Annotated in this window: 11 protein-coding genes; 4 read left to right on the forward strand and 7 right to left on the reverse strand. The window is 67.1% G+C overall.

Going from position 1 to position 13,098, the window contains the following annotated elements:
• Nucleotides 1-8: 8 nt before the first annotated feature.
• Entirely contained in the window at nt 9-3,044 is a 3,036-nt protein-coding gene (locus AB0M74_RS19925; protein WP_366527726.1) for a BTAD domain-containing putative transcriptional regulator, read from the reverse strand.
• A gap of 148 nt (nt 3,045-3,192) precedes the next feature.
• On the reverse strand, nt 3,193-3,432 hold the full coding sequence (locus tag AB0M74_RS19930) for a hypothetical protein (protein WP_366527727.1): 240 nt from the start codon (nt 3,430-3,432) through the stop codon (nt 3,193-3,195).
• 294 nt (nt 3,433-3,726) lie between these two features.
• Between AB0M74_RS19930 and AB0M74_RS19935 the strand changes: the two genes are divergently transcribed.
• Both AB0M74_RS19935 and AB0M74_RS19940 read left to right on the forward strand, forming a co-directional pair.
• Nucleotides 3,727-4,911, forward strand: a complete 1,185-nt coding sequence (locus AB0M74_RS19935; protein ID WP_366527728.1) for a serine hydrolase domain-containing protein — start codon at nt 3,727-3,729, stop codon at nt 4,909-4,911.
• Nucleotides 4,912-4,968: 57 nt separating this feature from the next.
• Nucleotides 4,969-6,477: an alpha/beta fold hydrolase gene (locus AB0M74_RS19940; RefSeq protein ID WP_366527729.1), complete on the forward strand. Its 1,509-nt coding sequence runs from the start codon at nt 4,969-4,971 to the stop codon at nt 6,475-6,477.
• 134 nt (nt 6,478-6,611) lie between these two features.
• Here AB0M74_RS19940 and AB0M74_RS19945 read toward each other — a convergent pair whose 3' ends face one another.
• The 5 genes from AB0M74_RS19945 to AB0M74_RS19965 all read right to left on the reverse strand — a co-directional run bounded on the left by AB0M74_RS19945 (nt 6,612) and on the right by AB0M74_RS19965 (nt 11,982).
• Nucleotides 6,612-7,256, reverse strand: coding sequence for a response regulator transcription factor (locus AB0M74_RS19945; RefSeq protein WP_366527730.1), 645 nt, complete (start codon nt 7,254-7,256; stop codon nt 6,612-6,614).
• Nucleotides 7,244-8,557 carry a sensor domain-containing protein gene (locus tag AB0M74_RS19950; protein WP_366527731.1) on the reverse strand — a complete coding sequence of 438 codons (1,314 nt, stop codon included), beginning with the start codon at nt 8,555-8,557 and terminating at the stop codon, nt 7,244-7,246. Before AB0M74_RS19950 ends, AB0M74_RS19945 begins: the two co-directional genes overlap by 13 nt.
• Before the next feature lie 141 nt (nt 8,558-8,698).
• Nucleotides 8,699-10,567 (reverse strand): MDR family MFS transporter, encoded by a 1,869-nt coding sequence (locus tag AB0M74_RS19955; RefSeq protein WP_366527732.1) that lies wholly within the window; start codon nt 10,565-10,567, stop codon nt 8,699-8,701.
• Nucleotides 10,564-11,070, reverse strand: a complete 507-nt coding sequence (locus tag AB0M74_RS19960) for a MarR family transcriptional regulator (protein WP_366527733.1) — start codon at nt 11,068-11,070, stop codon at nt 10,564-10,566. Before AB0M74_RS19960 ends, AB0M74_RS19955 begins: the two co-directional genes overlap by 4 nt.
• Nucleotides 11,071-11,160: 90 nt before the next feature.
• Nucleotides 11,161-11,982: a crotonase/enoyl-CoA hydratase family protein gene (locus AB0M74_RS19965; RefSeq protein WP_366527734.1), complete on the reverse strand. Its 822-nt coding sequence runs from the start codon at nt 11,980-11,982 to the stop codon at nt 11,161-11,163.
• A gap of 191 nt (nt 11,983-12,173) precedes the next feature.
• On the opposite strand from AB0M74_RS19965, the gene AB0M74_RS19970 reads away from it, so the two are divergent.
• Both AB0M74_RS19970 and AB0M74_RS19975 read left to right on the forward strand, forming a co-directional pair.
• Complete coding sequence (locus AB0M74_RS19970; protein ID WP_366527735.1) at nt 12,174-12,494, forward strand: 2-oxo-4-hydroxy-4-carboxy-5-ureidoimidazoline decarboxylase; 321 nt, start codon at nt 12,174-12,176, stop codon at nt 12,492-12,494.
• Nucleotides 12,495-12,543: 49 nt separating this feature from the next.
• Nucleotides 12,544-13,017: a YbaK/EbsC family protein gene (locus tag AB0M74_RS19975; RefSeq protein WP_366527736.1), complete on the forward strand. Its 474-nt coding sequence runs from the start codon at nt 12,544-12,546 to the stop codon at nt 13,015-13,017.
• Nucleotides 13,018-13,098 lie beyond the last annotated feature (81 nt).

Genomic DNA, 13,098 nt, shown 5'->3' on the forward strand with positions numbered 1-13,098 from the left:
GCACCGAGTCACGGGCGCTCGATGACGCGTTGGTACCGGGATCGACGCTCGGCGACGACCTGATCCAGATGTTCGCGCAGCAGCAGCACGATCGACGCTTCCAGCTCGTGGTCGAGCCGCTCGTGGGTGAGATGCGGATCCGGCATCGGTGCGAATATCTCGGCGGCCGCCCGGAACACGCGCGCGGAATCCGCCGCCCGCCCGAGCCTTTGCAGGATCACACCGTGCAGGACCAGCACTCGTGCACGGTGCAGCGGACCCGTCGCCCGCGTCAACGCCCGCACCGCGCCATCGACGACCGGCTCGGCCTCGGTCAACCGCCCCGCCATCAGGTACACGTGGGCAAGACGGGCCAGCGCCCAACCCTCCCGCAGCAGCACACCACTGAGCCTGGCCAGCCGAACCGCGGCGCCGCACAGTGCCACCGCGGCGCGATGATCGCCCTGATAGCTACGGCTCACTCCCAGCTCATGCGTGGCCAACGCCTCCAGCGCCGTATTACCGATCACGGCGGCCAGCGCCACGGCGCTGCGGGCATGCGCCTCGGCCTCGGCGAATCGACCGGCGTCGGACAATGTCTTGCTCGCGTGCACCAGGCAGGTGCCTTCGATCGCCGGATCGCCGACGCGACGCGCCAATCGGATCGCGCGGTCTACATGTGCGAGCGACGCGGCGTCCTCGACGCCCATTCGAGTGGAGGAGGCGAGCAGTTGCGCCGCGAAGGCCGTCAGCCTGGCATCGGTGTTCGAGTCGCTGCCCAGCGACAACGCGATCCGCTGATGATCGCGACCCGAACACATCGCACCGAGCGCGTAGGTGAAGATCGCGCCGAGAGCGACCCTGACCCGGCATTCGACCGCGCGGTCACCCGCGAGCAGCGCCGCGTCGAGCAGTAGTTCCAGTGCCCGCGCCAACTCCTGGCAGTTGGGCCCACCATCGATCAATTCCGCAGTGGCCCATGCGATGTCAGCGGCCACCGGCAGCGCGTCCCCGCCAACCTGCGCCGCCTGTTCATACAGCGAGACCAGATTCGGGCGTTCCGCGCTCAGCCACGCTTGCGCGGCCGTGCTGTCGGCGAAGGACATCCCCTTCGAGCCGGTGTTGCGTAGATGTTCCGGCAGTCGGGTGCCCGGATTACACACCGCCACCACGTTTTTCACGGTGGCGAGATAATGATCCAGCAGCCGCGACAGCGGTCCGGACGCGGGATCGGCTGCGGGACATGGCGGTAGGTCACGCGCGAACAATCGCGACAGATCGTGATAGCTGTAGCGGCCGGGTGCGGTGGACTCCATCAGGTTGAGATCGACAAGGGATTCACACACCTGCTCGATCAGCGCTCGGCCCGCACCCAGGATCGCGGCCGCACCGTCGAGCGAAATCTCGGCGACGCCGGGTACGGCCAGCATCCGGAATGCGGTGGCTTGTTCCACATGCAGCTGGTCGTAGCTCAATTGGAACGCCGCTTCCACGGCCAGATCGCCGGTGCGCAACAGCCCGAGACGCTGCTGTTCGTCGACGAGCCGTTCGGCCAGGGAACCGACGGTCCAGCTCGGCCGTGCGGCCAGCCGCGCGCCGATAATCCGCACCGCGAGTGGTAGCCCGCCACACGCGGCGATCACATCCTCGACCGCGGTGGGCTCGGCGGCGACCCGATCGACGCCGATGAGGGTGGCCAGCAGCTCACGCGCTTCGTCCCGGCCGAGCAGACCGAGTCGGACGTCGAGTACGCCGGGCAACTCGGCCATCGCCGATCGACTGGTGATCAGCACCGCCGAACCGGGCGTACCGGGAATCAGCGGGGCGACCTGCTCGGCGTCGCGCGCGTTGTCCAACACGACGAGCACCCGCCTGCCGTCCAGACAGCTGCGGTATTGGGCCGAACGCTCCGCGAGGGTGGGGGCGATTTCGCCCTCGGGTACCCCGAGGGCGCGCAGGAAATCACCGAGGGTGTCAATGGCAGGCGTCCCGGAACGCTCGGTCCCGTGTTGCCCCGGCTGGTGTGTGAATCCGTACAGATCCACATGCAATTGCCCGTCCGGGAACCGGTCCCGAATGCCGTGGGCGACATGTACGGCGAGCGCGCTCTTGCCGATCCCGCCCATGCCGCCGATCGCGCAGACAGCGACAGCACTGTGGTCGGTGCGGGTGAGCCGGTCGGTGATGCGCCGGATCATGTCGGCCCGGCCGGTGAAGTCGGCGATATCCGCGGGCAGCTGGGCGACGCGCTCCAGTGGGCGACGGGCGAGAGGCAGTGGCGCCTGCGTTGTCTCGACAAGTCCCGGTGCAGGTAACTCGGCGCACAACATGCGCTGGTGCAAATCGGCAAGCCGTTTGCCCGGCTCGATGCCGAGCCGCTCGATGAGCATGCGTCGGGTGTCGGCGTACACGGCGAGCGCTTCCGCTCGGCGGCCCGCGTGATACAGCGCGGTCATCAGCAGCGCACGGGTCTGTTCGCGCATCGGATGTTCGATGCTGAGCGGCGCCAGTTCGGCGATGGCTTCGGGGTAGCGGCCGAGCCGCAGATCGAGTTCGACGCGTTGTTCGAGCAGAGCGGCCCGGCGTTCGATCAGGTGGGTGCGCTGCCGGTCGGCGTAGGGGCCGGGCAGCCCGGCCAGCGGCGTGCCCGACCATAAGCGCAGCGCGGTATCCACACGCTGCCTTGCCGATTCCACTCCGTCGCGAGTGGCGGACTCGCGGTACTGCGCCAGGCAGTCCTCGACGAGCTCGACATCGACCGCGTGCGGCTCGAGCCGCAGCGCGTAACCACCGCCGATACCGACGAGCACGGTGGGTGGCGCGCCGGCCCGGCGATCGGGTTCCAGGACCCGGCGCAGGTGCAGGATGTGGTTGCGCACCGCACCGACCGCGCTCGGTGTCGGATGCTCGCCCCACAGGCCCGCCACCAACTCGTGGACGGTCGCCGTGCGCCCGTGACGCAACAGCAGCGCGGTGAGCAGCGCCCGGCGCTGCCTGGATCCGAGGTCGATTTCCGTCTCGCCACGCCAAGCACGAACCTCACCGAGCACAGCGAACCTCAGCATGAATTCCCCATCTCTGACCACTCCGCGACAACACCGATGACCCTGCACCATCGAAATGACACTCAACCAGAGCACTTATGAGACTTTCATGACGGCGAAAGGGACACCCGGCACAAGCCGAATGTCCCTCTCTGGTCCGCGGATTCGATCAGTAATAGATGTACAGATCCCAGCCGCTCCAGGTTTCCTGGCATTCCCAGTACCAGCCGCCGGTAACCGGAGATTCACCGTCGGCGCGGCAGGCGCCGTATGTCGCGTAAGTGCCGTAGTAGTAGCCGGTCGCGCTCGCGCGGTATTCCGGTGCGGCCGAGGCACTCGCTGCAGTCGACACCCCGGCGACGGCAGCGATGGCCAGCAGGCCCGCGGCAAGGAAGGATTTGAGACGCATTTTCATTGCTCCTGAAAAGCGAGGTCGATTCTGACCTCGTTCACGTTATGGAGTTCGAGTGCCCTGAACAGCCACCCCTAGGGTTCGATCGGCCAAGCCCTTGGGAGGTTTCACCTTCGCCACCCGATGCCGAAACCCGTCAGTGGTAGTGCTGGCACTACCGCTCGACCCCCGCGGCCGGTACCCCGAATTCGGGTACGCGTGGCATGGGCGGTGGATGTCGGAATTCCTAGGCTCGAATCCGAAAGGGAGCAATGACGACTCCCGGGCTCGAACTGGAGGAAATCACTGCTCATGAACATCATTCGGCGAAAGTCCACCAAGGTTGCGCTGTCCGGAATCGCGGTGGGGGCGATTTTCGCCGCGACCGCATGCAGTGCTGACACCTCGACGCCCGCCACCCCGGCTGCGGCGCCGTCGCCGGCGCTCGTCAAGGCCTTGGACCAGGTCGTCGAGCGCGGCTACCCCGGTGTTCAGGCGGTCATCGACGGCCCCGGCGGGCATCGAGTCCTGACCGCGGGGGTCGGCGATCTGCAGACCGGCACACCATTCGCCGCGGACGCACAGGTCCGGATCGGCAGCAATACCAAGACCTTCGTGACAACGGTGCTCCTGCAGTTGGTGGCCGAAGGTACGGTGCAACTCGACGCGCCCATCGAGCGGTACCTGCCCGGCGTGGTGCAGGGCAATGGGAACGATGGCAACCGAATCACGGTGCGGCAGTTGATGCAGCACACCAGCGGCATACCCGACTACCTCGGTCACGGCACGGTCGACGGCGGCATAGCGAGCGAGGGCACCCAGCTCGACCCCACCTCCGAAGCTATCCGGTGGCAGCGCTTCGAGCCCGCGGACCTGGTCCGCAGGGCGATGGCCATGCCGCCGACTTACGAACCCGGCGCGCGCGCCGAGTACACCAACACCAACTACATCGTCCTCGGCATGCTGATCGAAAAGGTGACCGGCCGGTCGCCCGCCGCCGAGATCACCCGCCGGATCATCGAACCGCTCGGCCTGCGGGCCACCTACTTTCCCGCGCCGGGCGACACCGGAATCCGCGATCCGCATCCGTCCGGCTACCACTCGAGCGCGGGGCAGCGCATCGATGTCACGAATGCCGAAACCTCCTGGGCAGGCGCAGCCGGCGCGATGATCTCGACCGGCGCGGAACTGAATCGGTTCTTCGGCGCGCTGCTCGGCGGAAAGCTCTTGCCCGCAGCGCAATTGGCTGAGATGCAGCAGACCGTGCCGTTCGATCGCGAACCGGGATCCGGCTACGGACTCGGACTGATCCATCGACCCGTGCCCTGCGGCAAAGAGGTCTGGGGACACGGCGGCAGCATCCCCGGCTTCGAGGTCCGCACCGGCGTCGCCTCCGACGGCACCGCGGTCGTGGTGTCGACGAATCAACTGCCGACCGACCAAGCGGAGTTCGACGCGGTCGAGAACGTCGTCAAGGTCGCCATCTGCGGCTACTGACCAACGAAACCCACAGTCCTCTACCAGCGTATTCGATCGAGCATCGGAGAACCGACAGTGAAACGCCATAAGGCGACGATGGCCGTCCAGGCCACCTTGGCCGCCCTCCTCGCGGGCACCGGTCTGGCCTGCACCGCCCCCGCAGACGCCCACCCCGCGCCCCTGGATCGCTTCTACAGCCAACAGCTGCAATGGAAATCGTGCGACGACCCACGCCTGGACCCGGCGGGGGCACAATGCGCCGATATCTCGGTGCCGCTGAATTACTCCGAACCGCAGGGCGAAACGATCACGGTGGCGATCTCGCGGCTGGCCGCCACCGATCCGGCGCGGCGCCACGGAGTAATGCTGTCCAATTCCGGCGGCCCCGGCGGCCCCGGACTCGATTTCATGGTCGAGGTCAGTGCGGGCATGACCCCCGACGTGCGGGCCCGCTACGACCTGATCGGCATGGATCCACGCGGCGTCGGGCGCTCGTCGCCAGTGGACTGCCATTGGCCGCGCGGCTTCGGATTGCAATCCGCAGGCGTCGATGCCGTCGGCTTCGCCGAATCCGTTGCCACGCAGAGCGATCTGGCCGCCCGCTGCGCCGCCACCGAGGGCGAGCGCCTGCGGTACTTCACCACCCGCAACACCGCGCGGGACATGGATGTGATCCGCGGCGCGCTCGGCGTCGAGAAGGCCAGCTACTTCGGCACCTCCTACGGCACCTACCTCGGCGCGGTCTTCACCCAGATGTTTCCCGAGCGCAGCGACCGAATCGTGCTGGACAGCAGCGTGGACCCGGACCGGTACGGCGCGATCGGCATGATGCAGGACATGGGCCCCGCCAACGAGGCCGCGCTGGACCTGTGGGCGGACTTCATGGCCGCCGGCGACGGCGAGTACCACTTCGGCACCACCCGAGAACAGGTCCGCGGCAAGATCCTCGACCTGATCCGACGCGCGGCCGCGGATCCGATCCGGCTGGGCAAGTTCGCCATCGACGACCACACCCTGCCGATAATGCTGTTCATCGGACTCGACGACCCGCACAACTACGCGACGCTGGCCGGGCAGATCCGTCAGGTCGCCGACGCCGCCGAAGGCAAACCGGTCGAGATCGCACCAGAACTCGACACCGCGTTCTCGTTCATGCTCGACGCGAAGCCGCGCGACAATTCGGCGCAGATGGCCATCATGTGCGGTGACGTCGCAACGCCTCGTGACCCAACGCTGTACTGGCGCAATATCGAAGCCGCTCGCGCGACCCAACCGATCTTCGGCGCGTTCGCCAACAACATCACCCCGTGCGCCTTCTGGGCGCCGCCCGCGGAACCGCCGACCCAGGTGCGCAATGCGGTCCCCGCCCTGATCGTCCAGTCCACCGGCGACACCCGCACGACACACCAGGGGGCGGTTGCCATGCGCCGCGACCTATCGGCGTCGCGCATGGTCACGTTGCAGGACGTCCCGATCCACTGGATCTTCGGGAACTACCCGAACACCTGCACCTACGACGTGGTGAACACCTACCTCCGCGACGGCACCCTGCCGACCGACGACGTCACCTGCCGAACCGACTGATACCGCCACACCATCGTCCCGACAGATCTCGGATCGGGGTGGGCCATGATTCCGCCGTTTGCCGCAACAGTGGACAGGTAATCGCCTGAGCCTCACCGAGGTTCAGGCGATTCAGGGTGCCGGCCTGTGACAAATCATGCGTTCAGATACGCGAGCACCGCGAGCACCCGCCGGTGGCCCACCTCATCGGCCGACAGCCCGAGCTTCGCGAAAATACTGCGGATGTGCTTGTGCACAGCGCCTTCACCGACCACCAGCCGCTGGGCGATCGTCGTGTTGTTGTGCCCCTCCGCCATCAGCGCGAGCACCTCCCGTTCCCGGGCGGTGAGCGCACCGAGCGGGTCATCCGCGGTGCGGCGCACCAGTAATTGCGAAATCACCTCGGGGTCCATCGCGGTGCCGCCGTCGGCGACCCGGCGCAGCGAATCCAGGAAGCGGTCGACCTTCCCGACTCGTTCCTTGAGCAGGTAGCCGACGCCGCCCGCACCGTCACCGAGCAGTTCCGCGGCGTAGCTGTCCTCCACATACGACGACAGCACGAGCACCGGAAGGCCAGGATGTAGGGCGCGGGCGCGGACCGCCGCACGCAGCCCGTCGTCGGTGAAGGTCGGTGGCAGCCGGACATCGACGACCACGGCGTCCGGTCGATCGGCGGCCACCGCGGCAAGGAAGTCGTCGGCATTGTCGACCGCCGCGACCACCTCGATGCCCGCGGTGCTCAGCAGCAGCACGAGACCCTCGCGCAGCAGGGCATCGTCCTCGGCAATCATGACCCGCACGGCAGCTCCACCCGCAACACAGTAGGGCCACCGTCAGGACTGGTCAGCTCCATCCGGCCGTCGAGCGCCGCGGCCCGCCGCCGGATGCCTGCGAGCCCGCCGCCGTAGGCCTCCCGGGCGCCGCCGACGCCGTCATCGGAGATCTCGATCGCCAGTACCTCCGACACACCGCCGAGCACGATCGAAATAGATTCGGCGCCAGAGTGTTTGGTGGCGTTCGTGAGCGCCTCGGCAATGACGAAATAGGCGGCCGCCTCGACAGCGGCCGGCCGCCTGCCCGCGTGGCTCAGGTCGAGCACGACCGGGATGGGACTGCGGGCGGCGAGCGCCGAGATCGCGCTCGCCAGCCCGCGGTCCGAGAGCACCGGCGGGTACACGCTGCGCACCACATCTCGCAGCTCGGCCAACGCCGCCGTCGCGGTGTCCTGCGCTTTGCGTACTAATCCCTGTGCCGCTTCCGGATCCTGCTCGCGCAATTGGTCGGCCAGGCCGAGCTGCATGATCACCGCGGCGATCCTGGCCTGCGCACCGTCGTGCAGATCGCGTTCGATCCGGCGTAACTCCGCGCCGTGCGCATCCAGCGCGGCCGCCCGTGTCGCGGTCAGCGCCGCCACCCGGTCTGCCAGCAGGACATCCTCCGGTGGCGAGAGCAGTATCCTGGCCGCCGTTGCCTGCCAGCCCGCGATCACGGGCAGTTGTAAAGCCACGGCCCCGACCGGGACCGCGATCAGCATGCTCAGCAACGCCGTCGGCCAGGAGTCGACCGCCATACCGAAGTTGTCGACCGCGCCGGCGGGAACCAACCGCCAATACGCCGGAATCACCAGCTGATTGAGGGCGCTCAGCGGCAGCGCGACAGCCAGTCCCCCGACATAGATTCCGGTCGTCGCATGCAGCAGCAACCACCCGATATCGCGGCGATTGGCCGGATCGGTGAATGCGGTGACCAGGCGCCTGGACAGGTCGCCTTCCATCGGCCGATAGACCGCTTCGATGGGCTCGCCGAGCCGCCGAGCCGCCCGGCGGCGTTCGACTCCGGTCAGGGATCGCAGCACCCGCAGCGCCTCGGGTATCGCCGGAATCCCGATACCGACCAGGCTCAGCGCGACCACCAGCAACAGTCCGATCACGGCAAGAAGGGACAAGACCGAGGTGACGCTGCCGATGACCAAGTAACCGATCGCCGACGGCAGCCGCCGTAGCCGGTCCCGGAGGTAGTGCATGGTCAGCGCACCCACAACATCGTCACGACGCGACCGTAACCCACGCTGCTCGCGCCGATCCCCGCACCGTCGCGTCACCCCACCGGAAACTCCTCCCGGCGCAGGGCCTGATGATTGCGGTGCGGGTGACGCCCGCGGCGGCCAGGATCGCGACGACCAGGATGCCGCCGCCCGGCACCGACGAGACCGGCGGAACCAGGCGGCGACAAGGTGGTGGGTTCACGCCGAGTCGGCGCTACCTACCGTGTGCGGCCCCGCGCCGTTCGAACTCGCCGCACCGTTCGACTTCACCGCGCCGTTCGAACTCGCCGCACCGTTGCCCGACATCGCCACGGCTTCGACCGAATCTTCCGACGGATTCAAGACCTCGCCACCTGCGAGCGGCAGTCCCGTCCGTTCCACGACATCCGGTCCCGCACCGTTCGCCGATTCCGCCGCGTCGCCCTTGGCGGCCTGGATCCCGCTCAGCATCCGCAGCGGCACCTCCTTCCAGAACAGCACCAGGATCAGCGCGAGCAGTGCGACCGCGGTCGCCGTCAGGAACACCGTCGACATCGATTCGGCGAACCCGACCTTGAACGGCCGCGCCAGGTCGGGGTTCAGCTGCTGGATGATCGAACTGTCCTTCAGCACCTCACTCGCCGCCGACGTGTCCTGGGCGAGCAGGCCCTTCGCGAGTGCGGCATCAGCGGGGTTGCTGCCCTGCGCGCCCTGAACGACCGCGTGCTGGAAGGTCGGATCGGTGGCCGCGGACTTCATCTCGGTGGAGATGTTCGGGGTCAACTGCGCGAACAGAATCGAGAGGAACACCGCGACACCCAGCGTGCCGCCGATCTGCCGGAAGAAGGTGGCGGCAGCGGTGGACACGCCCATGTCCTTGGGCGGCAACGCATTCTGCACCGCGAGGGTCAAGGGCTGCATCAGGTTGCCGAGGCCGAAGCCGGTGCAGGCCATGAAGATCATGACCAGCCACAGCGGGCTGTCGGCGTCGAGGAAATGCAGCAAGAACAGGCCGAGCGTCAGCATCGACGCACCGATCAGCGGGAAGGCCCGGTAGCGGCCGGTGCGCGAGATCAGTTGTCCGGACACGACCGAACCTGTCATCAGCCCGAGCACCATCGGCAACATCTGTAGACCCGCCAGCGTGGGGCTCGCACCACGCACCACCTGCAGATACTGCGGCAGCAACGAAATTCCGCCGAACATCGCGGCGCCGACAACGAAGGAGATGACAACGCCGAGCGCGAAGGTGCGGTTGGTGAACATCCGCAGCGGGATCAGCGCCTTGTCCTTCAACGCCTTCTCGACCAGGACGAACCCGATGATGCCGAGGATGCCGATCGCATAGCAGAGCACCGAACGCCCACTGGCCCAACCCCATTCGCGGCCCTGTTCGGCGACGATGAGCAGCGGCACCAACCCGACCGCGAGCACGAACGCGCCCCACCAGTCGACCCGGTCGGTGGAATGCGGGCGCTTGGGCAGCTTGAGCACCTTGGATACGACGCCGAGCGCGATCAGCCCGACCGGCACGTTGACCAGGAAGACCCAGCGCCATCCGCTGACCCCGAGAATGGTGTCCTGACCTGCGAGCACGCCGCCGAGCACCGGGCCGACCACGCTGGAGGTGCCGAACACCGCGAGGAAGTACCCCTGATACTTGGCGCGTTCACGTGGACCGACGATGTCGCCGAGGATGGTCAGCGCCAGCGACATCAAGCCACCCGCGCCGAGCCCCTGGAACGCGCGGAATGCCGCGAGCTGGTACATCGACTGCGCCAGTGTGCACAGCAGCGAGCCGACCACGAAGATGGTGATCGCGGCCATGAAGAACGGCTTGCGGCCGAACATGTCCGACAACTTGCCGTACAGCGGCGTCGCCAGCGTCGCGGTGATCAGGTAGGCCGTGGTCGCCCAGGCCTGCATCGAATAGCCGTTGAGATCATCGGCGATAGTGCGGATCGCGGTGGACACAATGGTCTGGTCCAGCGCCGCGAGCAGCATGCCGAGCATCAGGCCACTGAGAATGGTCAAGATCTGCCGGTGGGTGAAACCGGTGGACTCCTCCACGGTTGCCGGTGCGGTCACGAATCGTTCTCCGTCTCACTGTTGTACAAGTCCTGGTTGCCGCGGATGGCCGCGAGCATGCCGGGTTTGGCCTGCTCGAAATCGTCGACGAACTGCCGCAGCAGCCCGGCGAAGAGGGCCCGGTCCTGCGGCGTCCAAGCCGCCATCACCCTGGTCAGGTTTTCGTGCCTGCGCCTGCGGATCTGCTCCGCAAGGGCGCGGCCGGGCTCGGTGACGACCAGCACAGTGGCACGGCCGTCGGATCGATCGGCCTGCCGCTCGACCAATTGCCGGTCCACCAACTGCGCGACCTGGCGGCTGACTGTCGAGGCGTCCGAATGCACCGCCTCGGCGAGGGCGCCCGAGCGCATCGGCCCGTCGCAGAGCAGCCGGAACAGGATCGCGAATGCCGCGGGATCCACGCCGTCCTTGGTGCGCAACTGCGCCGCGACTCGGTCGCGGTGCCGCTGCAGCCGGGTGAGCTGGATCGCGATCGTTTCGACCGACTGGTCGTCAGCGTCCACTCGGCCCTACCTTTACTTGCGTGAATCAATTAGTTGTGTGATGCAAGTATGTAGACGAGCCTGCGGCTAGGGCAAGCGTTTTACCGGCCTTTACCGTCCCTTGAACTCCGGTGCCCGCTTCTCGAACACCGCCTGAATGGCCTCCGTGAGGTCCTCCGAGGGCAGGAATGCGGAGTTCCACGCGGACACATAGCGCAGCCCTGCGGCCACCTGGTCCTTGGTCCGCTGCTCGAGTACGTCCTTCGCGCCCTGCACCACCAGCGGCGGGTTCGCCGCGATCTCGCGTGCAGTGGCATGTGCCGCGTCGAGCACCGCGTCCCGATCAGCGAACACGTCGTTGACCAGGCCGATCTTCTCGGCGCGCGCGGCGTCGATGTCCTTGCCGGTGAAGGCGAGCTCGCGCAGGTGCCCCTCACCGATGATGCCGGGCAGCCGGTGCAGCGACCCGATATCGGCGACAATCGCCACCTTCGCCTCACGCAGGCTGAACTTCGCATCCGCGCTCGCGTAGCGGATATCGACGGCAGCGATCAGGTCGAGCCCGCCGCCGATGCACCAACCCGCCACCGCGGCGATAACCGGCTTGCGGCAGTCCGCCACCGCGGTCACCGCGGCTTGCATCCGGCGCACCTCGTACAGGAAATCGGTGCGCGGCGCGGCGAACGCCTTATCGGCCAACACCGAACCGAACGTGCCCGCCATCGCGCCCAGGTCGAGACCGTAGGAGAAGTGCTTGCCGGAGCCGGTGAGCACGATCGCGCGCACCTCGGGGTCAGCGTCGAGGCCATGGAAGATCTCCGGCAGCTCACGCCAGAAATCCGGGCCCATCGCATTGCCCTTGCCCGGACCGGTCAGCGTCACCTGGGCGACGTGATCCTTGGTTTCGACGGTGAAAGCCTGCCAATCAGTCATTTGTACAGCGTATCGAGCCGAAGGGAGACCAACACTCCGGATCCCGGAAATGCCGGCACCCAGCGGCACTGCGCCCGGAACGCCGCATGTAAACGCTGTGCAAAGAACGGTGCGCCGCGCTGGTCCTCGCCCGCCGTCGGCTCCATGATGGAACGAATCAGCAAACTTGCTCGCCGGGCTCGGAGGTCATCATGCTGATGCATCAAGGAATCGGTCTCGACCGCTTCAACACGATCAGTCGCGGCCGCGCCGTACATGCTCTGTTCGAATGCTGCAGCAATGTCACCTGGGCAGCCACGATCGCCGACGCTCGTCCGTTCCCGGACCGGGACGCGCTGCTGGCCAAGGCGGATGTCGAACTGCTCGCGCTCTCCCAGCTCGATCTGCATCGCGCCTTCGATGCGGTTGTGCACGAACAGTTCTCGCGACGCGTCGTCACCGAGCTCGCACGGATCACCCGGTCGCGCATCGACGCCATGCTCGGGCCCTCCGACGGCTACCCGGATTACTGACCGATTCACTCACCCGGCGTACCGCCCGCAATCGCTCTACTCTTGTTTCATGCGCAGGTCCCTACCACCGGTCGCATGCCGGGTCGCGGACACGTTGATCGCGCGCGGCCATCACGGTGTGATCGTCACGCAGCCCGCACCGACACCCACCGCCGCCGATGCCGCGCGGGCACTCGGCGTCGAGGTGGGAGCGATCACAAAATCACTCGTATTCCTGCTCGACGAAGACCCGGTGCTGCTGCTGGTTTCCGGCGCGCATCAGGTCGACCTGCGCAACACCGGTGAACGTCTCGAGGGAACACTGACCCACGCGCCCGCCGCGATGGCGCAGGAGGTCACCGGCCAGCCGATCGGTGGTATCGCTCCGGTGGGACACCCCACAAACCTGCCTACCTGGGTCGATACCGCGCTCTCCTGCCATCACGAGCTATGGGCCGCAGGCGGTCATCCGAGCACCGTATTCCGCACGTCTTTTCGCGAACTGGTGCGCATCACCGCCGGACTTCCGATCGACGTGGATTGAATCTCGACCGATCGCGATCACGCCGGGCGAGCAGCACAGCAGCCGGTGAGAACATCAATCGAACAACGACGTCGGCGCCCA

It is taken from the genome of Nocardia sp. NPDC051463, from assembly GCF_040681975.1.
Classification (GTDB): Bacteria; Actinomycetota; Actinomycetes; order Mycobacteriales; family Mycobacteriaceae; genus Nocardia.

Bases quoted from the DNA above. Each gene is read 5' to 3' on its own strand.
- AB0M74_RS19925 (WP_366527726.1), bottom strand. From the start codon at position 3,044: ATGCTGAGGTTCGCTGTGCTCGGTGAGGTTCGTGCTTGGCGTGGCGAG.
- AB0M74_RS19930 (WP_366527727.1), bottom strand. From the start codon at position 3,432: ATGCGTCTCAAATCCTTCCTTGCCGCGGGCCTGCTGGCCATCGCTGCC.
- AB0M74_RS19935 (WP_366527728.1), top strand. From the start codon at position 3,727: ATGAACATCATTCGGCGAAAGTCCACCAAGGTTGCGCTGTCCGGAATC.
- AB0M74_RS19965 (WP_366527734.1), bottom strand. From the start codon at position 11,982: ATGACTGATTGGCAGGCTTTCACCGTCGAAACCAAGGATCACGTCGCC.
- AB0M74_RS19970 (WP_366527735.1), top strand. From the start codon at position 12,174: ATGCTGATGCATCAAGGAATCGGTCTCGACCGCTTCAACACGATCAGT.
- AB0M74_RS19975 (WP_366527736.1), top strand. From the start codon at position 12,544: ATGCGCAGGTCCCTACCACCGGTCGCATGCCGGGTCGCGGACACGTTG.